The sequence below is a fragment of the Vibrio sp. 10N.261.45.E2 genome (assembly GCF_002875705.1).
Taxonomy (GTDB): domain Bacteria; phylum Pseudomonadota; class Gammaproteobacteria; order Enterobacterales; family Vibrionaceae; genus Vibrio.
The window spans coordinates 1-24,603 of record NZ_MCZZ01000178.1 but is presented as its reverse complement, the minus strand read 5'-3'; the positions used below and the strand labels follow the sequence as shown (position 1 = coordinate 24,603).

At 44.4% G+C, this 24,603-nt stretch carries 14 protein-coding genes; 12 read left to right on the top strand and 2 right to left on the bottom strand.

Annotated elements, in window-relative coordinates; genetic code table 11:
• The first annotated feature begins 273 nt into the window (after positions 1-273).
• From BCT34_RS24160 to BCT34_RS24150, 3 genes are all read left to right on the top strand, one after another.
• On the top strand, positions 274-1,218 hold the full coding sequence (locus tag BCT34_RS24160) for a DUF3187 family protein (RefSeq protein ID WP_076657298.1): 945 nt from the start codon (positions 274-276) through the stop codon (positions 1,216-1,218).
• 154 nt (positions 1,219-1,372) lie between these two features.
• Positions 1,373-2,413 (top strand): hypothetical protein, encoded by a 1,041-nt coding sequence (locus tag BCT34_RS24155; protein WP_076657296.1) that lies wholly within the window; start codon positions 1,373-1,375, stop codon positions 2,411-2,413.
• Between the two features lie 149 nt (positions 2,414-2,562).
• The gene (locus BCT34_RS24150; RefSeq protein ID WP_076657295.1) at positions 2,563-2,874 is read left to right on the top strand and encodes a hypothetical protein; all 312 of its coding nucleotides are present in this window, start codon (positions 2,563-2,565) and stop codon (positions 2,872-2,874) included.
• A gap of 115 nt (positions 2,875-2,989) precedes the next feature.
• Here BCT34_RS24150 and BCT34_RS24145 read toward each other — a convergent pair whose 3' ends face one another.
• The gene (locus BCT34_RS24145; protein ID WP_076657293.1) at positions 2,990-4,837 is read right to left on the bottom strand and encodes a M3 family metallopeptidase; all 1,848 of its coding nucleotides are present in this window, start codon (positions 4,835-4,837) and stop codon (positions 2,990-2,992) included.
• Between the two features lie 252 nt (positions 4,838-5,089).
• Between BCT34_RS24145 and BCT34_RS24140 the strand changes: the two genes are divergently transcribed.
• From BCT34_RS24140 to dbpA, 9 genes are all read left to right on the top strand, one after another.
• On the top strand, positions 5,090-14,266 hold the full coding sequence (locus tag BCT34_RS24140) for an RTX toxin (protein WP_102300705.1): 9,177 nt from the start codon (positions 5,090-5,092) through the stop codon (positions 14,264-14,266).
• A gap of 33 nt (positions 14,267-14,299) precedes the next feature.
• Positions 14,300-16,459, top strand: coding sequence for a type I secretion system permease/ATPase (locus BCT34_RS24135; protein WP_076657290.1), 2,160 nt, complete (start codon positions 14,300-14,302; stop codon positions 16,457-16,459).
• Positions 16,452-17,777 carry an HlyD family type I secretion periplasmic adaptor subunit gene (locus BCT34_RS24130; RefSeq protein ID WP_076657288.1) on the top strand — a complete coding sequence of 442 codons (1,326 nt, stop codon included), beginning with the start codon at positions 16,452-16,454 and terminating at the stop codon, positions 17,775-17,777. Before BCT34_RS24135 ends, BCT34_RS24130 begins: the two co-directional genes overlap by 8 nt.
• Before the next feature lie 34 nt (positions 17,778-17,811).
• Positions 17,812-19,125, top strand: coding sequence for a TolC family outer membrane protein (locus BCT34_RS24125; RefSeq protein ID WP_076657286.1), 1,314 nt, complete (start codon positions 17,812-17,814; stop codon positions 19,123-19,125).
• Positions 19,125-19,763, top strand: a complete 639-nt coding sequence (locus tag BCT34_RS24120) for an OmpA family protein (RefSeq protein ID WP_076657285.1) — start codon at positions 19,125-19,127, stop codon at positions 19,761-19,763. Before BCT34_RS24125 ends, BCT34_RS24120 begins: the two co-directional genes overlap by 1 nt.
• The gene (locus BCT34_RS24115) at positions 19,763-20,707 is read left to right on the top strand and encodes a substrate-binding domain-containing protein (RefSeq protein WP_076657284.1); all 945 of its coding nucleotides are present in this window, start codon (positions 19,763-19,765) and stop codon (positions 20,705-20,707) included. Before BCT34_RS24120 ends, BCT34_RS24115 begins: the two co-directional genes overlap by 1 nt.
• Positions 20,708-20,917: 210 nt before the next feature.
• Entirely contained in the window at positions 20,918-21,505 is a 588-nt protein-coding gene (locus BCT34_RS24110) for a hypothetical protein (RefSeq protein WP_076657283.1), read from the top strand.
• A gap of 217 nt (positions 21,506-21,722) precedes the next feature.
• Entirely contained in the window at positions 21,723-22,631 is a 909-nt protein-coding gene (locus BCT34_RS24105; protein WP_076657281.1) for an aldo/keto reductase family oxidoreductase, read from the top strand.
• A 148-nt stretch (positions 22,632-22,779) separates the two neighbouring features.
• Entirely contained in the window at positions 22,780-24,159 is a 1,380-nt protein-coding gene (gene dbpA, locus BCT34_RS24100) for an ATP-dependent RNA helicase DbpA (RefSeq protein ID WP_017064348.1), read from the top strand.
• A 140-nt stretch (positions 24,160-24,299) separates the two neighbouring features.
• Here dbpA and BCT34_RS24095 read toward each other — a convergent pair whose 3' ends face one another.
• Entirely contained in the window at positions 24,300-24,473 is a 174-nt protein-coding gene (locus tag BCT34_RS24095; protein ID WP_076657280.1) for an RNA helicase, read from the bottom strand.
• Between the last annotated feature and the right edge of the window lie 130 nt (positions 24,474-24,603).

Below are 24,603 nucleotides of genomic sequence, written 5' to 3'. Positions count from 1 at the left end.
ATTCTGTGAATACAGAAAACCACGGGTTTACCCGTGGATGAATGCCAATTCCAAAATTACAGCGTAAGCTGTTTGTAATTTTGGTCAACGCTTTAGCGTTGTCACGGTAAGTACCCCGGGCATGCCCGGGGGAATCTTCATATGTCTTAGGTTTTATTTTTATCTTATTATAACTTTTGGTTCTATATTTTTCGGCGAAAAGCAGTAGATTTACTGCATTAATTGAACGGTGTTTTTTAATAGAATCGAGCACTTTGAACTGGGTTAAGCACAATGATTATATTACGAACAATATGGATTCTCACCCTCTACACATTGACTGTTTCTGAGGTGTTTGCCTCCCCCATGTATGTTTACGCTCAGTCACCAATCCACTCAAACGTGCTTTCAACACAGCTTCGTTCTGCCCAACCTAATCGGGCGGGAACCATTGAATTCAAGTCTTCCTATACTCAGGCAAGTATATGGGCGCATACGAGTGCTTACTCACTCGACTATTATCAGAACCAGTCAAATATCGCGGTTCAGTGGCAAGCTTCTCCGATTTGGAAAACCGAGCTTGATTACCGTGTAGTCACTGCAAAAGACAATGGTCTGGATAGCTTTGTTATGGGATTTCATGATCTGTTTGGTATTGGGCAGAATGGCCGTGACGAAGTGGCGGAAGACCAGTTCACTATGGATTTTCATAATGCAGGCGTTCATGTATCGGATTTTGAAGGTGATGACTTAACCAATGCGCTTACCTTCTACAATGAGTTGTTATTGTATTCTCGAGGGGCGATGTCACTGTCTGTTGGTGGTTCATTGTTTTACAACAATGTGAGAAGTGGGCAATTTGCGAGAACCAGTTTTGAGCAAGGAGCTCAACTCAATTACAGCTATATCACACCAAGACACAGCATTTTTTCTACCATTGGTTTTGTGCATCGAAACAACGATGAATACCTCGTAAGCCTTGAAAACCTAAGTGCAAGTTGGGCTGTAGGGTATGAATATCGATGGAATCAACGCCATAGTTTTCTTGTCGAATCGCTTAACTACCAAGGTTGGGCAACTAACGAACCTAACTTTTCGGAACCTTCAAATGAAGTGGTTTTAGGTTACCGTTATCGCTTGTATCAATTCACAATTGAAGCCCTGATGACTGAAAATATTCGTAACATGGATAACAGCACTGATATCGGTTTTTCACTTGGGCTGCGTGCATCAATATAAAAGCAATATCAATATATCTTTATTTAATTAAATTCATCTTGCTTATAAAGTTTAAGTAATTTTACGGTATATCAATAACGCAAATTTTTGAACAATAGTGCCACTCCAAAAGGCCGGACTAACAAGGCCGAATTTATATACAGGTAGTGGTTTCATGAAAAAGACATTAGTAGCACTTGCAATTGCGAGCATTTCAACTTCAGCATTCGCTGTAAACACAAGCAGCCAAAATAGCCAGAATGAAGAGATGTTTGCTTTTGATTCTATGCACAAAGATCAATTCTCAGTAGCAGGTTCTTTCGGTGTTGGTGGTTACTACGACACAGGTTCAAAAGCATTTTACGATGACTGGGCAACCGGCCTTACTCTTGCCGTAAGCTACCGTAACAACCGTTTTGTTGGTTACTTCGAAACTGACATGATGGTGAACTACACAACTGACGATAACGTTGCAGCGAACGACGCAGCTACATCTGGTTGGGTGAATGGTATCGATACAGGCCCTGCGACAGACGTTGATAAAGCGTGGTTAGGTTTCGACACTGGTTACGGTATCGCTTCATTCGGTTGGGAAAACGATACGGCACTAGATAAAGTTGATGGCGCAGGCGATAACACTTACGAGTTTGGTGCTTCTGCTGGTGATGCTTCTGATGCATTCAATGTAGTTAAGTTCCAAGGCGCAACAAGCGGTATCGCTTACGGCATCTCTTACTTTGAAACGAAAGATTCTCGTAGCGACGACGATTTCGACAAAGGTGTGAACGGTTACATTGGTCTAGAGCAAGAAGTATTCAACCTATACGCTGGCTACGAAAACCGTAACTACGAAGATGATTTCGAAGTATACACAGTAACAGGTAACGTTAAGGTTGGTGCTCTTAAACTAGGTATGAACTCTTGGATTGAAGAGAGTGATTCTGCTAAGAACAAAGGTTACTACGTTTCAGGTGGTTACACAGTTTCTGAAGATCTAACAATCGCAGCGGGTTACGCGTCTAGTAACAATGAACTTGATGGCCAAGCAGATGTAGATGCTTCTTACATCAACATCGCGGCTATGTACCGTATCGCTGACAACGCTGACATGGGTATCGATATCAAGCAAGACATCGATGGTGCTCGTATTGGTTCGACAAGCGCACAGTACGACGAAGAAACACACGTATTCGCAGCGGCTTACTACTACTTCTAATCGCTTCTAAGACATTTGATGGTAATGGTGTAATCGCTTGCCCGGTCGTTACGCCATATTCTCTTCTTTTTGCAGTGTAAACATCCACAGATTGATATGTGGTATGCCACTCAAGTGCTACGAGTGGAATTATTATCTGGAGAAATGTAATGATTAAAAGCATTACAGCCAAGGGTATTATTTATGGAAATGATACCCTGTTTACGTGTAAACCGAATCGTAATGGACTATTTGAATTGGCGCGTAAACATGGAAGAGTTGCAGGTACTCGCCCACAAGATCTCAAGAATAAGGTGTATGTTGAATCTCTTGATGAAGCTTGGAATCTACTCAAAACAGAGAGGTTTTATATCGTTTTGACGGGGCAAGTATTTGGCATTCATCGAAAATCATTGCGAAGTGTTGATTCTGTCGATGTTGAGTTTGATTGTGAAGCTCGCTCGGCATGTGTCACGGTGTAGATCCAAAGCTAAATACAAAAAGGACGATAAACTATCGTCCTTTGTTCGTTTGAGTTCTTGATTTCAACTTGCTTACAGAGCCTTAAACACAATCGATTGTTGTTATTGATCCTAGTTATCGACCATATTGCTCAACGATAAAGTGCTCAAACTCATCACACATCTGATGGTTTGATTTATCATTATTCGCCAACTCGGTTATCCCATCAACGATCGATATCTTCGCATTCAAATCAGAGACTGGCACACGTTCTCTTGTCGACAGCTGTTTGATTTTCTTCTCTTCAATAGCCCAAGCTTCTTCTGGTGATAGGTTGCATTCGTCAGCAAGGTATTTGGCATTGAAGCCTTCTCCAGTCAGGCTTTCTATTGTTCCATTGTGGTTAATACTGTTTCCTTTGTGCCAATAGTGCTTAGCCAACAGAGGACCGATCTCTGGATTATCTGTTAAATAGCCAAACTTGTCCGTGAAATAAGCACGTGTTTGATACACTGCCATATGAGCTAACAAGTAGCCTTGATATGCGCAAGACGCTTCATCCGATAATAGATGCGGGATCGCCATTAACGGACGAGGGCTGCATTCCAAACCAAGAATATTCTTTTCACTACGACGAGCAAGTTCAGTGATTTTCTCGGATGTAAGATCTTCATCAGCCATCTCGTATAAAGCTCGCTCAAAGTATGGAACTACAAGAATGCTGCGTTCTTGATAGGCTCTGAACGGCTGCTTGTTATCAATAATCGCTTTGATTAGCTCATCTGGCACTGGTTGGCCTTCTGCATTAACGGCGTACTGTTTTAGCCAGTCGGCATCATTCAATAAGCTGTCACAGAACATGGATTGAGTTTCCGCGTAAGCCATCGACGTTGGGGCAAATTCCTGAGAGAAACAAGGCGCGTTCATTTTTACGTTAGCAAAATGTGCTGCGTGACCACCTTCGTGAAATAGTGTGTTGATGCCATCATAACCACTACCAATTTGATCTGGCTTGGCATTGCTTGTGAAGTTAACTTGTGCGGCTACCCAAGTGTCTTGGTCGTAAAAAGACGGGATAGGGCCATGACAGAAGCCATTAGGGTATTTCCCTTTGCGATCAAGTAAATCCAACTTTAATGTAGCTTGAGAGTATTCAATGTTGAGGCGGCCAAAGGATTCAACCCAGCGACGAAGTGACTTTGAGAATGGTACATATGGGTCGAGATCATTCATAACGTCACCTGCAAAAGAGTAGGTAAAGTTATGGGCTTGAAGTGCATTCTCGCCTTTCTGTTTTGCTAAATTGGTTAGGCTTTGCTGGTGGCTATCACGTGTACGTGCCTCGAAGTCGTCCAAAATCGCAAACAGTTGTTCTGTCGTCATCTGTTCGGTTTTAACCACCGAGTAATCAAAGAAGGTTTTAAAGCCCAGTGATTGAGCAAATTGGTTACGTTTTTTGATCAGCTCAATAAAGCCGTTAGCCAATAGCCATTGCTCTAAATCTAACATTGCTTGGTGAGCTGAAAGCCTAACTTTTTCATTGTTATTGGTTCTTACTGTCGAACCTAGAACCGGTAACGACCCTTCTGTGTCTTCACCCGTTTCATTCACGTAAGTCATGACATGATTCTGTTTTTTCTCAAACAGCTCAGCTTCAAACTTGATGAGTTCAGCTTTAAGTTTCTGTGACTGCTCAGACTCAATAGCGTGAGATCTAAAGGTCGCTAACCAACCATTCAAGCCCGCTAGCGTACTCTCTTTTTCTTGGGTATCTTGAATTTCGTCAATAGCAGCTAGTTGCGCTTCGATAGCTGTAATCTGTTCGGCAGAGCTAAGAAATTCTGTCCACTGAGTTTGCGCAAGTGTCGAGCCATCATGGTCGTCACTGATTCCCATATAGGTATCCCAAAAGAAGTCTTCTTTCGCCTTATGAGTCGCAAGATAGCTTTGATTCAATTGGTTGAGATAGTTCGTTGCTGTCATGACATTCCTTGAAAATTAACTCGTAATTTCAACATTATGACACATTCATTGAATGTATTTTGTGATGATAAATATACCTGAATGCAAGTCACAACATACAAGTTTACTTTACGGCGTATGTGTGTAAATTAAATAACTGTTAATGGTTTGTTTTTTGCTAGTGTTATCTAAGCGATGTGCGCAGATTTTTCACGTTGTATTGAGTAAATGGATGTTCTCGGTTACAGCGTTTTTGTAAGGAAGAGGTTTAGGATGGATCCTATTTTATATATCGAAGTTGGTGGTGTTGTTTGGCAAGTATTCCCTGATGGTACTTGGCTTCAATTGCCTGTTGCGCAGCTTAAAGTTGAAGGTGTACAAGTCGTCAGTATTGAACCTCAGAATTTACAAGAGGCTCAGCCTTTAACTGAACCTCAAATAGAAGCTGTAGAGCAGCAGTTGGACGAGGTCGTGACGCAGCTTGTGAACAATATCGAAAGCTCGCCTGAGCAACCGAGTGCCTCAAACGACCAACCTAGCGCTAGCGCCTCTTTTATTGCTTATGTCCGCTCTACATTAGATGAAACGCTTGCTGAAGCCGGCTTTGACACTCGACCGACCGAATATTTTGAAGAAGACTCGACGTCGAACGATGGCAATTTAGATGCGCTTTTACCTAGTGCACAATTGACCGTCGACATACTTGATGGCGGCGACGGTCACGAAAACCAATTTGAAGTACCTGGTGTCACGATTAAGGGTACGGCTGTTGATGTCAGAGATGGACGTACCGTTCTCCTTACAATCACCGACATTAATGGTAATACAGTTACCACCACAGCAATCACAAGCGATGAAACGTATGTCGTCAATGGCGTCGACCTCTCTTCATTGGAGGAGGGTGATCTCAAAGTCGATTCTGTCATCGCTGATGAGTTTGGCAACAGTATTACTGCTAATGATTCCACAATCAAAGACACATTGGCCAACATAGAGGTTGACTTCGATGGCTTTGGTGATGAGTTTTATAATCAATTCGAAATATCGAATGGGGTGCTAGTTGGTACGATTGCTAATGTAGAAGATGGGCAAACCATTAACATTTCAATTACCGATATCCAAGGCCTCACACTAGAATACACAACCGCCGTCTCGGGTGGAACATGGACCCTCACACTTCAAGACTATTCAAACTTCGCAGAGGGTGAATTGTCGGTTGTTGCTAACACCATCGATATCGCCGGAAACCCCACTACAGCGACCGACACGATTGTAAAGGATACGTTGGCGAGTATCACTGCTGCGGTTGATGATGGTGGCGACGGTGTCCTAAATAGCTTCGAAATTCAATCGGCAAAATTCTTTGGTACGGTCCAGAACGTTGAGGATGGCCAAACGGTCAATCTCCGTATTTCAGACAGTACCACCAACGTTATCGTGCTGACGGCAACAGTAGAGAATGGCGCTTGGTCTGTTGAGGGTGTGGATTTAACGGCTTTTTCTGATGGTAGTATTACCATCGAGGCTGACACTGTTGATATCGCTGGGAACCCAGCTTCTGCGGTCAATAGCGCAGGTGTGATTGTTATTGATACTGTTTCGCCTGTAATTGATATCGATACGCTAGATGGCTTTAGTATTTTGGCATTTCGTGGCGGCCAACTTACCACGATGCAGGGCACGACTAATGTTGCAGAAGGGCTGCCAGTTTACATTGAAGTGAGCGATGGGAGTCAGACTCTAGTTTTTGAAGGCGTTGTAGATTCTGCTGGTCGCTGGCAGGTGGAGAGTATTGATATCTCTGCCTTAGATTCGTCTGCGGAATGGACGATCGATGCAAAAGTTTTCAATACAGTAGGCAACGAAGCCATTGATGATATGCCGACGATTATTCTTCCTGAGTCTGTGGTGTTTTCGGAAACTATTGTCGGGATCTTTGGGAATGAAAGCCAGTCGTCAGATATACGGATTGAGTTTGCTGATTTTTCGTTTGGTGATGATCAAAGCTTAGCTGAGTCATTAACATCTCAAGGCTTAACGATCACTGTCGCTGTATCGGCTGACAAGCAAAGCTTGGTTGGAACACGAAGCGATGGCGAAATTGTATTCGATGCTGCTATTTTCGGCAGTAACGTAAACATCAGCTTCTATAAGGCGATCGACCAAGAGGCTGGTTTAGACTCAATTCAGACCGCGCTGACCGTTGAGGGTTTACAAACGGATGCGGACGGCACCACAGAGCTCGTTATCGGCCATCTGCCTATTGTTATTAAGGATTCGGCCCCACTCATTTTTGATGAATCTTATGACGTTATTGAAGGTGAGGTGGTATCCGGCAATGTACTCAATAACGATATCGATCTTGATACCCAGCTAACCATAAAAAGCGTTGAAGTTGATGGGACGACACAAACAATATCAGGCAGCGCTCCTGTATCATTTACTCTTGATGAAGGTGCTTTAACCGTCTTTGCAAATGGTCACTGGACGTTTGTTGCCAACAGAAACTTAGATCACACCGTAGCTCAAAACATCACTTTTAACTATGTCGCAGGCGATAGCAGTAGTGATTTCGGAAATGGCACCGCGGTTATCGATATTTTCGATGGTGATGCGGGGTTAGTTGTCGATGGGACAACGACCAGCTCTGAAGGTGATGTATCTGATGGAGTCCAAACTGTAGTCGGTCAGTTTACTGTTTCCGCAGGTTCAGATAATCCAGACCCTACCTCGATTGTATTTAATGCTAATACCTTAGTGCAGTTAGATGCCCTGGGATTGACGACTGGAGATGAGGAGTTTTCTCTAACTTATACGTTAGCCAGTGATGGTAAAACGATTACCGCACAAGCAAATGGTGAAACGATATTCACGCTAACATTGAGTGCGGTTGCTAGTGGTATTGATGTTCTAGCAGACGTCACATTAGTCTTAAAGCAGCCTATAAACCACCTGTTCAGCAACGACTCTATTACGCTGCCACTTATCATCGATGGAGAAGATTTAGATGGTACTGCTTTAGAACAAGGGCAGTTTGATTGGATTGTTCAGGATGGGGTCGATCCGGTATTAACTTCAATTAGCAATGCCACTGTAGATGAATCAAATCTTATTAACGGTAGTGTTTCTGATACAGGAACGTTCAACCTTAACGTCGGGAGTGACTTTGTCGAGTCAGTCTTTTTCGATGCTGCAGATCAGCCGCAGTTATTTAGTGGGGGTGTGCAGATCATCTATGTGGTTGCTGCAGAAGGGAATGAACTTACTGGTTATGTTGGCTCTGAAAGTACTGAAAATAAAGCGTTCACCTTGAGTTTCACCTCTCCTTTAGGCGAGGCTGATGCTGATATCACTTATACCTTTGAGCTGTTTAAGGGGCTCGACCAAGATAACATTACAGACGAGCTTCCATTTGTTGTTACCGATAGAGATGATGATAATGATGAAACCAAATTAACCTTGAACGTGTCAGTGACGGATGGCGGTGAGCCGACGATTGGTTCTGGAACGGTTGAACTTAGTGAAATTCCTGTTGCGGATAGCACGCCGTCAGGAGTTGGCTCGACCGCAAACGTGAGCTTGGCGGTTACTGCTGGCAATGACCCTTTGGTTTTCTTAGGTTTGGATGTGGCCACGGGGCAAGCTGTTCTTGATAGTGATGGTGTGGCGGTAACAAGTAATGGCGAAGCGTTAACCTGGCGTGATAATGGTAATGGTACCTTTGATGCGGTTCTTGCCGATGGTGATGCCGTCTTCAAAATCAGGTTACCGGACGACTTTAGTCTTGAAGCGAATGGCTCAACAAACGTAGACATAGTTATTGAATTATACCAGTCCATTGACCATGGCTCAGGTTCTAAAGACACCGAGCTGACGATTCCTGCTTCTATCGTCACCATTGATTCCGATGGTTCGAGAGGCACTCAAGAGTCCGACATTAAAATATACGATGGCAAAGACCCTGCATTCTCAATTCTAGGCAGTATATCTGTTGATGAAGATGGACTCATTGGTGACAACGAGCAAATCGGTACTGAAGAGCCAAGTCCTTCTTTAAGCATTATTGAGGGCTCCGACGACGTTATTTCTGTCACGGTCAACACCACTGCTTTTGATGCACTTGGCTACACCAGTGCCGGTAAAGCGATCTCTCTTCAAGCTGTTGATTCTGATGGTTGGTATTACGGGCAAGACTCTGGTGGTAATAACGTATTTAGAATTCGTTTTAATACGGACGGTACAACTGAGTTCGACCTCTATGCACCACTTGATCACGCCACGGGCGATGGTGAAAACAATCTAGCTCTTAATTTTGAACTGACAGTTAATGATGCGGATGGAGACAGTTCTGATCCTGCTATCTATTCTGTCAACGTAAAGGATGATGTTCCAACGGCACGAAGTGGTTCTATTGAAATGGTTGAGGGCGATGATCTGACAGGTCAATTCCTTACAGAAGAATTTGCAGGCGCAGACGGCGCAGAAATTATTAGTTTCACCTATCGAAATGTCACCTATACCTTTGATAACGCAGGTACACCTATCACGATCAATTTAATTAATGATTATGATGGAGGGTCGACTTACGGCCAATTTACCCTCTCACCTGATGGCAGCTACCAATTAACTACGAACCCAGACGTAACGACTGACCCTACCGATCCCAAGATCGTTGATGACATTGATTATTTGGTCCGAGATGCGGATGGCGATGAAGTCGTCAGCAACGCTGAGCTTGTGTTGGACGATAACGAAGGCTTTATTCGCTATGAAGATTCGGAAACCACAGAAGACAACGATGCGATTATTGTGGTCAGTGTCTCTACCGGTGATATTGACCAAAGCGAAACCGTTACTGCTATTGAATTCTCAGAAGCTTCCTTAAACGGCGGTAGCTTGTATCTTGATGGGGTCTTGCTTCAAGTTATAGATGGCAAGGTCACCTTGTCGGGAAGTCAGCTGACGATGATTGATAGTCAGTTCACGGGACCGAACGGACAGTTGACCTATCGTCCAGCTCTGCATGAGTCCAATACTACCTCGACGGTTATTTTGGCGATCAATGCGATCATTAGCACAGATACGGTTCCAAAAGAACTCAAGGCCGATATTGCGGTTTCCGTTTTACCCGTTGCCGATGCGCCGGATTGGTCTGATTCTGTATTTACTTATCAATCTGTGGAAGATGACGCCGACCCAATCAAGCTTGATATTACAGCTCAGCTCGTCGACCAAGATTCGTCGGAAGCACTGACCTATACCATTAGTGGTATTCCAGATGGTCTAAATATCACCTTGAACGGAAATGCGGTTAAAGAGGGTAAGGAGTACACTCAGAAGCAAATCGACAAAATGGAAATCAGAGCTGATGAAAACTTAGCGGGTAGATTTGAGTTTGAAATCACTGCGATTGCAACCGAATCTGGAAACACCTTCGCTGATCCTGCCGATAAAACAGCTGACAACGTGCATACTGTCACGGTAGAGATATCTCCTGATGCAGATGCGCCAATTTTATCTGTTAAAGATTATAAAGGTTTGGAAGATGAAAACATTTTCCTGAAGAACGTAATTAATGGTGCGCTGACTGATACCGATGGTTCAGAATCCTTAAGTTATCAAATTGAAGTACAAGATGGTTGGTCAATTCAAGGCGGGCTGTTTGATCTAATAGGTCCTAACACGTATCTCGTGTCTGCTGAAGCGATTGAGAACGGTACTGCTTATCTAATACCTAAAGAAGACATCAGTTCGTTTACTGAAGACCTTTCTATTAAGGTAACAGCCGTATCTTACGAATCGACAGTTGACTCGTTGGATCCTATCAATCTGACGGCGGTTAGTGACACTGAAACCATCAATATTTTCCTTAAAGGTGTGGTGGATGAGCCTATCGTTGTAGATGGAGGCAACGCGCACTGGGAATACGATAGCGATACTAAAGTTATCAGTAACCAATCAGCTCTTAATGAAGACGGTTTGATTCGACTCGATTTTGTTGTCCAAACTTCGGACAACGATGATTCAGAAGAGATCAACATACTGCTTACTAACATCCCTGCAGGTACATTACTCGTTGATTCAACAGGGCAACCCGTATCATTGACGATCGCTTATATCGATGATGTTACAGGTCCTGTTCTGCAAGTTTCTAATGCTCAGCTTGCAGACTTGTATTTAAAGCCTGTTGGTGACTTTAGCGGGGGACTTGAGTTAACGGTCATTGCAATTTCGACTGAACCAGATGGCGATACTGGTGAGTTCCCAATGACGTTAAAAGTTGAGTTAGCTCCTGTTGTTGATCAGAATAATGGTCAGGTCATCAGTACTCAAGGTATCGAAGACAGCCAAATAGGTTTGAACCTTGAGCCATCGGTGAATCAAGACGTCGATGGCAGTGAGTCCTTGACGGGGTATGTCATTGACAGCCTTCCTGTTGACCTAACTCTCTATTTTGATGGCAGTGTGATTGAAGTGCCTGCTTCAGGTTTAGATTTAGAGAGTCTGTTAGATAGCACAACGCCAACCCTTTCTGAGCTTTTAAACAGTGGCAGATTGTCGGTAACCGCAACCGAAGATTTGAGTGGCACATTCACAATACCCATTACCTATGAAGTGACTGATACCTCGCCAACTGGGGCAACGGATGTAAAAGACATTTCAGGCACAATCAGTGTTACTGTGGATGCAAGAGTTGAATTGGATACTCGCTTAGAAAGTTCTGGGCAAATATACATCAGTGATGATGGATCTCCTGTCAATGTTTCGGACGCGGTCACGTTTGTTGATGCTGATATGGATGGCTCAGAGTACTTAGACTACATCCTGATAGATGTGCCTGATGGCTATTCACTGATTGTCGATCACCCTAATGGTGCTGCTCAAGATGGTTCAGGAAACTGGATCATCTCGGCAAATCGGCTGACGAGTGATTCTATTCAAGAGCTGGCTAAAGAAATCTTGAGCGGCATGACAATATCTAGCCCGAATGATACGCCTGTTTTAGATATCGTTGTGCGAGCTCGTGTCATTGATGGTGAAGACTCTAAGTATATTGATACTTCATTTCAAATTCAGATCACGGGGCATGAGAGTGGTGGTGAACCGTGCGACCCTGTTGGTCCGCCTAGCCCGATTCAACCTGATGAAGACATTAAGACTCCTGAGGGAGAGGATATTGATTTAACCGGTTTGTTGAATGTTGATGTAGCCAGTGATCCAGACAACGAAATCTCGTTCTATATTCCAGCGGATTCACTACCAGAAGGTGTCGAGATTTCTGGTGATGGTGTGATTGCTGAATACGACGCATCAGGTGAAATTGTTGGTTACTCAATTACCGCCGATGGACTTTCGAAGTTAACCTTAACCGGGTTAGATGAAGACTTTGCAGGGTGCCTTGACTTTACGATAGAGACCATTGAAACCTCACCATGTAATGGTGACACAGTAACCACAGAGCAGACCATTAGCATTCAAGTACTGCCTGTTGTCGATGACATTACGGTGGAAGCCGACTCCACCACAATTCAAGAAGACATAACCACAGACCTTAACCTTGAGCTTGTATTAGGTGACAATGTCGAAGCCGGTCAGCTTATTACCGGTGAGGGTCACAGTGCGACAGGTAAAGAGACCGTTAACTCTTTGACCATCACGGTTTCAAACGGTGGCACGCTATCGGAAAGCCCATCAGATACCGGTTTGTTGGTTGATAATGGCAACGGTACTTGGACAGTAACTGATCCTAGCCGATTGAGCGATGTGTTGGTCACTCCGCCAGAACACTACAGTGGTGAAATGACTTTAACGGTAACGGCCAATATTACCGATGAAGCGGATTGTGTGACTGAAACGGATACGCAAGATAAAACGACCGTAGTGACGATCATCGTTGAGCCTGTCGCCGATGCAGCGAACCTGGTGACACAAGATATTATTGGCGACGAAGATACATACATTTCATTGTCATCACTTAGCGCAGAGCTGATTGACCAGGATGGCTCTGAAAATATGTCTTTGGCGCTAAAAGGTGTGCCTGAAGGTGCTGTCGTTGCTATAAAAGTGGGAGACTCTTATGAGCTGGTTCCAAACAATGGTGCAGATGGCGGCACTTTTAATGGAAACCCAACTTATGAGTGGCAACTGGATTCAAGCCAACTGGCGAACTTAGTTATTATGCCGCCAAGAGATTTCAGTGGTGATATGGACCTTGTGCTTGAGGCCATCACTCAAGAAATCGGTACCACAGAAATTCGTTATACCGAATCTGAATTTACCGTAGGTGTGAATCCTATCGGTGATAGGGTTGAGTTCTTCGATTTGCCTGAACAGATGACGGGCAGTGAAGATGAAGGCATTGTTATTCCGCTTGATGCAAATAGCTTTGAGACTAATAGTGATGAATTCCTGTCAATTACGGTTACCGTTAACGCAACTTCTGATCTTAGTGGTTTGACCGGTTTAGACCGAATTCGAATTGGCTCTGAGACTAGTTCTTTTATCCGTGTTGGTGATATCGCGCAAGCTACTATTCTAGTTAAAGCCAGCTCTGTCGATGAGCTTGAGTTTTTTGCAGGTGACGCTTGGGGTAATCTCGATATTACGATCACAGGTCAAACCGTCGATCAAAATACGGTGCTTGGTAATTTGGTCACAGATACTGGTGAACAAAGTTCACAAGATATAACTTTGGTGATTACACCAGAGCCCGACGCTCCGTTGCTAAGTCTTGAATACCCATCCATTGTCGCTGAAGCGAGCGGCACGATTCCTCTTGGTTTAGACCTTTCTCTCGTTAACCCTGCGGATTCAGAAGAGGGTTTTATTACCATCTATGACATCCCAGCAGGTTTAACTTTCTCACATGGCTCTATGGTTGATGGTCAATACGTAGTGGAGTTAGCGGATGTACCGAACCTAGCGATTACGGGTGGATACAACAGTGGTACTCAATTTGGTCTAACGATTGAGCCGTCTGCAGAGATAGGAAACGACCAAGCGGTAGGGTTGCCTCAGACCGTATCAGTCCAATTTGTGGCTGAAGGTGACTCTACGATTACCGCAACAGACGACAACGACTTACTGATTGGCGGTTCAGGCTCAGACAATTTTGTATTTGCATCTTCAGGGTTAGGGAGTGCCGATGCTCCAAGCTACGATGTGGTTAAAGACTTTGATGCGTCGCCAAATACCGATGCAATTGATCTTTCTGGGATTCTTGGAAGCTTGGGCATTACGACTGGTTTGGGTGCGACACAGTACCTTGATCTAGAAGAGTCAGGTGAAGGCGTTACGATTTCCATTAAGCCAAATGGAGAGGATGACGTTCAACAAAATATCTTGTTAACCGATGTCACGTATGACGACTTGTATCAGGGCGACAGTAGTAGCGCGTTAGAAGCTCAAATTTTACAAAAAATGATAGAAGACAATAATTTAACGCTATAATTTAGATGCACAGTCTATAAAAGGAAGTTTAGATTGGTAAAGCAAAACGACAGCTGGCTAGGTTGTGTTGAGTGGTTATGTGGGCATTTTAATGTTCGTAGCCACTCGTCCAAAATAGTGTCTGGCCTACCTTTAGATGAAGGAAGGCTTAATGAGTCCCTTTTCCCAAGAGCGATTGAGAAATCGGGGTTAACGCTGAGCCACGTTAAAAAAGAATTACTGACTCAATGTCAGCTCCCTGTTGTTGCCGTTAATTCTGCGACAGGGACTCCTCTTGTCGTAACCCAAAGTTCCGGTGGCGACTTTCAAGTATTGGATTGCGAAACCAATTCAAGCCAGCAAACCTCGTTAAAAGAGTTGGTCGCTCAAGTCGAACCCTATGTTTGGCAAGTCGGTGCACAAGCTCTGGACGATGCTCGTGTTCAATCTCACGAACGCAGTGATAGTAAATCGAACACACGCTGGCTTTGGCGTGTGGTCAAAGAAGTGAAATCTTGGTATCGAGACCTTTTTATCGCTTCGTTCTTGATCAACGTCTTGGCGTTGGTGGTTCCACTTTTTACCATGAATGTGTACGACCGTGTGGTACCAAACCAAGCGTTTAATACCTTATGGGTGTTGGCCGCTGGTGTTGGTATTGTTGTTATTTTTGATTGGGTATTGAGAAGCTCTCGAAGCTCTGTGACTGACATGGCTGGGCGTTATATTGATAACAAGTTGTCTTCTCAACTGTTCTCTAAAGTCCTTGGCATGAAGCTAGAAAATCGACCTCAATCTGTGGGGGCGTTTGCCAGACAGCTTCAAGATTTTGATAGCGTTAAAGATTTCTTCACCTCTATCTCTTTGGTGACCTTAGTCGATCTGCCGTTTACTTTGCTTTTTCTTTTGCTTATCGGTTGGCTCGGTGGTGCGATGATGTTTATCCCTGTTGCCATAATGCTGGTTTTGATTGTTCTCAGCGTTGCGATGAAAGGCAAAGTGGAAAAAACATTTGATGAAACCGCACGTCTCTCTACACAAAGACAAGCACAGCTGTTCGATTGTTTAACAACGCTTCCGGATATTAAGCAAAATAATGCTGAGGGTATTACCCAAAAGCGCTGGGAGCAGACTATTTCCTCGCTCTCTCAATGGCAAACTCAGTCTCGCCACTATTCAAATATCGTGACGCACTCTATTCAGTCGAGTCAGCAGATCGTTACCATCACTCTGATCATCTTTGGTGTCTATCAAATATCTGAAGGCCTGCTCAGCATGGGTGGTTTGATTGCTGTGGTGATGTTGAGTGGGCGCGCGGCAAGTTCGGTTAATCAACTTTCTCTTCTCATGTTGCGATTCCAGCAAACCCGTTCGGCAGTCGAAGGACTGAATCAGATAATGGAACTACCTCAGGAAGAATCTAAGCATCAAGTGATTGATAAGGGTGACTTTGATGGTGGGGTTAGGTTAGATGAAGTCACATTTACCTATCCTGAAACCCAAAGCCCGGCGTTAAAGGAAGTCTCTCTTGAGATAAAACCGGGTGAGCGAGTTGGCCTAGTTGGTGCAGCGGGAGCAGGAAAAACGACGCTTTTATCAATTGTTGCTCGTCAATACCTACCGACAACAGGGCAAGCTTTCTATCAAGAAATCGATGGGCAATTATGGCCGACCAGTGTCTTGCGCAGTGGCATGGGCTGGGTAGGGCAAACCACCAATCTAATCTTCGGTAGTGTTTACGACAACGTCACATTAGGGGCGACCAACGTTGATGAAGAGAAGTTAAGACAAGCGCTACAACAGTCGGGTTTGAATGGCTATATGGGGCGCTTAAGCAATGGCTTAGAAACGCCGGTTGGTGAAGGTGGCCGGCTGCTTTCAGGAGGCCAACGCCAAGCTGTGGCTATCGCAAGGGCGCTGTATCGTTGTCCAAAGCTATTGATCATGGATGAGCCGACCAGCGCACTTGATAATCAAGCTGAGATACAGTTCTTCAATGCGCTGCAAAGTATGCCGAGAGAAACCTCAATGCTGATCAGCTCGCACAAATCTTCATTCTTGATGATGTGTGATCGAGTGATTGTATTGGATAAAGGTCAGATAGTCGCAGAAGGTGAGCCTAAAGATATCTTATCTCTACAGAAGAAAAATGTACCTAAAGGAACGAGCCGCTTTAAGACGGTATCTGTGGTGAAAGGAGGTCGTCATGAGTAATGATATTCAATGGACCAACAACCACTTGGCATTCCGTTCTCGTAAGCTGATTTGGTTGAGTGCTCTATTCATTGTCTCAATTATCGGCTGGGCAACGTGGGCTACATTAGAAGAGGTTGTGATCGGTGAAGGTAAAGTCGTTCCAAGTCTTTCGGTGCAAACTATTCAGAGTTTAGAAGGCGGACTGGTTCAAGAGATCATGGTGCGACAAGGGCAATCTGTGGTGAAAGGTCAGCCTCTAGCTAAGTTAGAAGACACACGTTTTAAGGCGGCGTTTTTAGAGTCGGCTCAACAAGCGGATACCTTGTTGGCTCAGCAATTAAGATTAAAGGCTGAGCTGTCGACGGTCGTTTTAAATAACGATGCAAAAGAGTGGTATGAGCGAGTGGTCTTGGTACCTCAAGACATTGCTGTTGATGTATCTAGCCACCCTGCGTTAATGAATGCTAAGGCGAACTACCGAGAGCGTTTAGGACAGTTGAAATCTGAACTGGAAGAGGCGGCACTTCGTATCGAGCAACAAGACCAAGCGCGTGTCGATACACTCAATAATATCCAGACTCTGGAAAGCAGCCTCGATATCGTGATTCGAGAGCGCAACATGCTCAAAGATGTGGTGGCCAGTGGTGCTGTTGCGGAAGTTGAGCTACTCAAATTGAACCGTGATGTGGTCAAGCTGAAAGGTGATATTGCTAGCTCAAAAGTAGCAGCGCAGAAGCAAATAGCTGCTTACTCAGAGTCGATAGCGGATCATAGAAGTATCGCTTTGGATTTTCGTACCAAAGTGCAAGGTCAGTTGAATGAAGTGGCGAGTAAGATAGCTCAGCTGAACGAGAGCCAACAGGCGATCGCCGACCAACTCAAGCGTACCGAAATTGTCGCGCCCGTTGATGGCACAGTGAAAGAGATCTTTGTGCGTACCATTGGTGGTGTCGTGCGTCCCGGCGAACCGATCATTGAGATCATCCCATCAAACAGTGACCTGATTGTTGAAGCGAGAATCTCTCCGCAAGATATCGCGTTTGTGCATAAGGGGCTGGGTGCAACCGTTAAATTCACGGCCTATGATTTCGTCATTTATGGCGGGCTTAAAGGTGAGGTAATTTACGTTAGTGCCGACGCTTTACAAACGGAAGAAGGCAACGCTTATTACCGAGCCCATATTCAGTTAAACGAAGACCAGCAACAGAACTCTGCCTTTAGCATCATCCCAGGGATGCAAGTCGCGGTAGATATCTTGACCGGCGAAAAAACAGTATTGATTTATTGGTTAAAACCTATTTTACGAGCTAAGGAAAACTCACTTCGCGAACGATGAAGTGGGTTAAAGCATAAATATAAAAGGAAGTGTAATGCGTTCAAAATTCTTACTCTCTTCTTGCTTACTCATGAGCGGGCTGTCTCAAGCAGCCTCATTAGAAGAGTCCGTGGCTTTTGCCATAGACTATAGCCCAGAGATACTGGCGCAATACTCCCGGTACCAATCGGTGGTAAGAGACGGAGACGCGGCGAGTGGTTTGTATATGCCACAAGTCAACTTGTACGCAGCGGCAGGTTATGAAGAGACACGCTACAACAGTGGCAGCAAACTCGACACCGATGACCGAGGCTTAACGAGAACGGAAATTGGCGTCAAAGTTTCCCAATTACTATTCGACGGTTTTAAGACTACATCGAATGTTGACCGCTTGACCTATGAAGCAGAGGCAGAGCGCTTAACGCTGATTTCGCGGGCTGAAAACGTGTCATTAGATGTGGTGAGAAATTACCTCGATATCCTCAAAGCAGAGACTCTACTTGAACTGTCAAAGCGTAACGTAAAAGAGCACCAAGAGATCTATCAAGATATCCAAGATAAGAAGAGCAAAGGTTTGAGTAGTAACTCGGATCTGGCTCAGATCTCCGCCCGTGTCGCGACTGCGCAGTCTTCACTCATTGCTGCTCAGAACAATCTGTTTGATTTGCAAACGCAGTACCTACGCTTGGTTGGTAAACCTGCTGTGAACTTGGTTTACCCACGTTTTGATTACGCCTTGTTACCAAGCTCATCTCAAGTTGCCCTAGAACAAGCTGTTGAGAATCACCCTGAAATCAAGGCCTCTTTGCTTGATATCGATGCAGCTCGTAAAGAGATGCGCCGCGAGAAAGGGGATTACTACCCAGAGCTTAAACTAGAACTTCATGCTAACAAGAATGACAACGTATCTAACCCACCAGGTGGTGTTGATGAAGATGCTCGACTGATGCTAACGATGGATTATGACCTGTTTAATGGCTTCTCTACTGACTCCAGAGTTGAATCGTCGGCTTGGCGAGTTGAAGAGGCAAGGGCAATCCGATTAAGAACGGAGCGTGAGGTTAGAGAAGGCACACAACTGGCTTGGAACGCCTACAAGATGCTTGAGCAGCAAAAGTCCCTACTTCAACAGAACGTTGATGCAGCGAAAATTGCAGAGCTTGGCTATATCCAACAATTTAATGTAGGCAGACGAAGCCTTTTGGATGTGCTTGATGCGAAGGTTGAAGTTTTCTTGGCTCGAAGAAATTTCATTAGCACTGAATATGATCAAACGTTGGCGGCTTATCGAGTATTGAATGCGATGGGTATGTTGACGTATGCGTTGAGGATTGAGCATCCAGAAGAGTGGCAAGGGGAGAACAAGTAATGAGATATTTTAAACTAGCGCTACTTAGTTCTATCTTGCTAATGGGATGTGCAGAGACGCCCGACACGACAATGACTCGCCATCAAATTGATGATCTAGCGGATAATGACCGTGACGGAGTCATTAACCAACGCGATCTTTGTGCTGATACGCCAGAAGGTGTAACGGTTGATATTAAAGGCTGTGCCAATTGGAAAATCGTCGAAGATGTTGAAGTGTTAAGCGTGGCATTTGATTTTGATAAGTACGACCTTAAACCTGAACATACTGCGGTATTAAATGAACTTGTTCGTTTACTGGGTGAACAGCCAGACGCATCGGTGACTTTAGTTGGCGATACCAGTTCAGAGGGCACAAACACGTATAACAAGGCTCTGGCGAAGAAAAGGACTGGCGTGATTCGAGATGCATTGATCGACAGAGGCATCGATGGTGAGCGAATTTTCGAACAAGAATTTACTCAGATAACCAGCTTAACTCAGCACCTTCATAAGCGTAAGCGCAGAACGATTGCGGTGATTAAAACAGAAAATATGGAAGTGAACCCATCTTGGAACATCTTCACTTCAGAAATGCAGCTCGATAGTAATAGTGATGTTGAGTCGAAAACGTCGATCGATCCAGTAGGAGGCCAGTAATGAAACGTCTATCCAATAAATCGGGCTTACTGCTTGCTGCTGTACCTATGTTTTTCTCGGCATCTACGTTCGCTAATGATGCCAGTGAAATTGGTTTGGTTGCGATTGAGCCCAATATGCAGGGGCTTGTTGAAGATCTGCTTAAGAGCCAAGAGATCGACTTGGAAATCTTGTTGAGTGACAGCGTCCCAGAGCAGATGATCATGCAGCGATCACGTGTTGGTATTACTTCCAAAAAGTGGACTGACAAAGAGATGGCTAGGTTCGACATGCGCTACGGTTATAGGCCAACAGAGTTGATGTTTACCGCAGATGTAATCGCGATTCTAGCCAATGAAAATAACCCTGCGACATCAATCACCGTCGCTGAACTAATTGATGTGTTTGGTTGCTCTAACGACCCTAAACATCCTAAATGGACGCCAAGTAGCGACGTTCGTGGAGGAGAAAGTCTAGACACGCACATGTTGCCTTTCGCTATCGACCACAACCTGCAAGGCCATACTACGTTTTCGAGTTGGGTCGAGTGTGGAACGGAGGGAGAATATGCCCATACTCAGTTCTTAGCGGATCTACCTGATCTTATTAGTAAGATTGAAGACGAAGATGCCGCCATTGGGTACACCGTCTACTCAGACCAAATCTCGAATGTGAAATGGCTGAGCGTGGTTGACAATCTAGGCGTGAACTACGACTTGAACAAAGAGACGATCCTTTCTGGTCGTTACCCATTAGCCACGGTTTATTATATGTACTTGATTATTCCAGCGCATCGTAAAGGGTTTACTGAGCAAGAGAAGTTCTTTGTTGGACTGACTTTGTCACAAGAGCATCAAAGCGTGCTGAACCAATACGGTTTCATCAGTTTGCCGCCAGAAGCCATTCAACGTAATAAAGTAAGACTATCGCTTGAAGAGCCAGCAATAGAAGGCGGCTATAAATAATTGGTATGATATATTGTATATGGATCGTCGAAATGGTATTGTTAGTTACGTAATGGTTCTCAACGTGACGGATTACGTTATTCGGCGATCGAATTTATCTAGCGGGCATGTATGCCCGTTTTTTTTCGCCGAAAATTTGTGGTCCAGGGGTTTGTTTGCTGATCGGTCGCGTATAATGGACGATTGTTACCGCGCAAATAAGCACAATCAATGAGAACTTTCCCTGTCTTAATCTTACCTTTGCTACTGGTTTTGAATGCCATTGCATTCTCCGCACAAGCAACCGAAAGCTGGTGGCTTCGAACGGTGTTCAACACGAGTTCAGCTCAGCCAAGTTCTCAAAACTACATCAACGATATCGATCTCATGGATTGTGGTGACATAGAAGGCACTCTGTTGTGCAGTGACCTAACCCAATATTACGATCTGGACGTTTATGTAGAACTGGAGTTGGAGGACTCAAGTGTCGAAACGGTTCGCTTCAACCTGCCATATTCGAACCTAAGTTACACAAAGCTTCAGGCTTACCTTCGTCAAGATGGCTTCGCACTCAGTTCAATTCGTATTGGGGAGGATGAATTCGATGTCATGGCTCAACTCGAACAAGCTCGAAATGAAGGCGTTGGATTCGATAAGATTGATAAACAGCTAATCGAATTTATTAACGCACCACACGGTTCATCAGAGCAACTGAGTATATGGAATGTGCCCAACGTATCTTCTCCTAGTTCCGCCTCCCCTTGGGTTCAGTTACACAGTGATGGTGACCACTTAACGGTTGAACTTAATCGCTTTTAATTGCTCAAATTTATAGATGGTTTCGTTATTTATTAGGCTGGACAGGCCTTTCAGGAGAACGGCTCAAGGGCAGACAGCAAGTTATAATTTATTTAAGTGTTCGTTTTTCTGCGGCTCTCACATTTTTGGCAAGCGTTTACTTTTGCCATTTGTTATACGTTGAGCCTTCGGTAAAACGAGCTTAGGATACGTTCAGTATTGATAAAGGAGACAACCCATGGTTGCAAAAGTAACGATAGCGCCACAAGGCCCAGAACTTTCTGAGTTGGTGCAAGGATACTGGCGTATAGCAGAATGGGGTATGACCCCGCAACAACGCCTGACTTTCCTGAAGCAACACATTGATCTTGGTATCACAACGGTTGATCACGCGGATATTTACGGTAACTACCAATGTGAAAAGTTATTTGGTGAGGCATTGGCGCTTGAACCAAGCCTTCGTGATGATATTCAAATCGTCACCAAGTGCGATATTAACCTATGTGGTGACCACACTCCTGATCGTAAGATCAATCACTATGACACCAGCGCGCAGCATATTTACCAATCAGTAAATAACTCGCTAGAGCGTTTAGGTGTTAACGATATCGACGTATTGTTGATTCACCGCCCAGACGTATTGATGGATGCAGATGAAGTAGCAGAAGCGTTCGCAGAGCTACACAAAGTAGGTAAAGTTAAGCACTTCGGTGTTTCTAACTTTTCACCGCGTCAGTTCGAACTGCTTCAATCTCGTCTTGGTAAGCCGTTAGTGACCAACCAAGTTGAAATCAACCCATTGAACTTCGAAGTTGCCCATGACGGCACGCTAGATCAACTGCAGATGAACCGCATTCGCCCGATGGCGTGGTCTTGCCTTGGTGGTGGTAGTATCTTCAGTGGTGACTCAGTACAATCGATTCGCGTTCGTGATGAACTAGAAGCGATTCGCTTAGAAGTCGGTGCAGACAGCATTGATCAAGTGATCTACGCATGGGTACGCCGTTTACCATCTAATCCAATTGCGATTATTGGCTCTGGTAAGATTGAACGTGTGCAGACTGCCGTTGATTCACTGAAAATTGAGCTGACTCGCGAGCAGTGGTACCGCGTATGGGTTGCATCCAAAGGTCACGGTGTGCCATAGAAAGTAATTCGTATAGAAGCAAAAGCCAGCTAACAAAGCTGGCTTTTTTGTGTTCGCTTAACATGTTTCTGCAAAACTGTGATTAAGGTGGAATAATTTTCAAAAACACTCATAATGCACTCTGTTTTTCACCAGTTGGATATTTCCATTGAGCACTTCAAAATTCTCTTCAATCGCCCTTAAACCAGAGCTTCTAAATACGTTAGATTCTCTTGGTTATACTGAAATGACGCCGATCCAAGCGTTAAGTCTTCCTACTATCCTAAATGGCAAGGACGTTATCGGTCAGGGTAAAACGGGTTCAGGTAAAACAGCTGCTTTCGGTTTAGGCGTGCTGCAGAACCTACGCGTTAAGCGTTTCCGTGTTCAGTCTTTAGTGTTATGTCCGACTCGTGAGCTTGCAGACCAAGTAGCAAAAGAGATTCGTACTCTTGCTCGTGGTATTCACAACATTAAAGTGCTGACACTATGTGGCGGTATGCCAATGGGCCCACAGATTGGTTCACTAGAGCATGGCGCACACATTCTTGTAGGCACACCTGGTCGTATTTTGGATCACCTAGAGAAAGGTCGTATTGATCTGTCTGAGCTGAACACACTTGTGTTAGATGAAGCTGACCGCATGCTAGAAATGGGCTTCCAAGACGCTTTGGATGCTGTGATTGAAGCGGCGCCAAAAGAACGCCAAACTCTACTATTCAGTGCGACTTTCCCTAAACAGATCAAATCTGTTGCAGACCGCATCATGCGCAATCCAGAAATGGTGAAGGTTGAATCAACACACGATCACTCAAGCATCCAACAACACTTCTATAAGTTAGAAGGTTCTGAAGCTCGTGATGACGCTCTAGAGTTGCTGCTACTTCATCACCAACCGGAATCTGCGGTTGTGTTCTGTAACACTAAGAAAGAAGTGCAGAACGTAAATGACGAGCTAAGCCACCGTGGCTTCAGCGTTATCGAGCTTCATGGCGACATGGAACAGCGTGAACGCGACCAAGCTTTGGTTCAGTTTTCAAACAAAACGATCTCTATTCTAGTGGCGACAGACGTTGCGGCACGTGGTCTTGATGTAGATAACCTAGACGCTGTATTCAATTTTGAATTGTCTCGTGACCCTGAAGTTCACGTTCACCGCATTGGTCGTACTGGCCGTGCAGGAAGCAAAGGCGTCGCTATCAGCTTCTTTAGCGAGAAAGAGATGTACCGTGTTGCTCAAATTGATGAGTACATGGATATGCCGATTGAGCCATCTGAGCTTCCAGCAAAACCCATTGCTAAGCCGTACTACTCAAACATGGTAACCATTCAGATTGATGGCGGTAAGAAAGCTAAGCTTCGTGCAGGTGATATTCTTGGTGCATTGACTGGTCAAGGTGGTATTGATGGTAAATCAGTAGGTAAGATCAACTTGTTCGCAATGCGCGCTTACGTTGCTGTAGAACGTTCTGTCGCTAAGAAAGCACTGAACAAGATTGAATCAGGTAAAATGAAGGGTCGTCAATTCCGCGCCCGAATCCTGAAGTAATTCGAGACTGAATCCCTTTGCTGCGATATGTCTAATTAACGATATTGCTAATTAATGACATTGCAGTAAAGGGTGTTCTACAAAATGTCACTCAAGTTTTTTCTCTTAGGTTTATCGACCAAGTCCTCTATATCAAAGCATTATTCATCGGGTCTTATCGAATAAAGATCGTTGATATGTTTTCCTTCGCTAACATACCAATTCATCGCTTCCTGTCGATTGTGAACGAATATCGTGATTGTGGTTATTGAACCATCGTCAAAATAACAAAGCTCATATTCTAAATCGCTTGGGGACTCAGGAATAGCGGTCATAGCTTGCCTCCCAAATATCAATCATTTGAAAATACGCTAACCCGTTTCTTTTATAGGGTTCGTATTACGTCAAATGAGTAATAAAAATCAAGTTACATCACTGCTGTTAATCCCGATTTCAGATAATAAG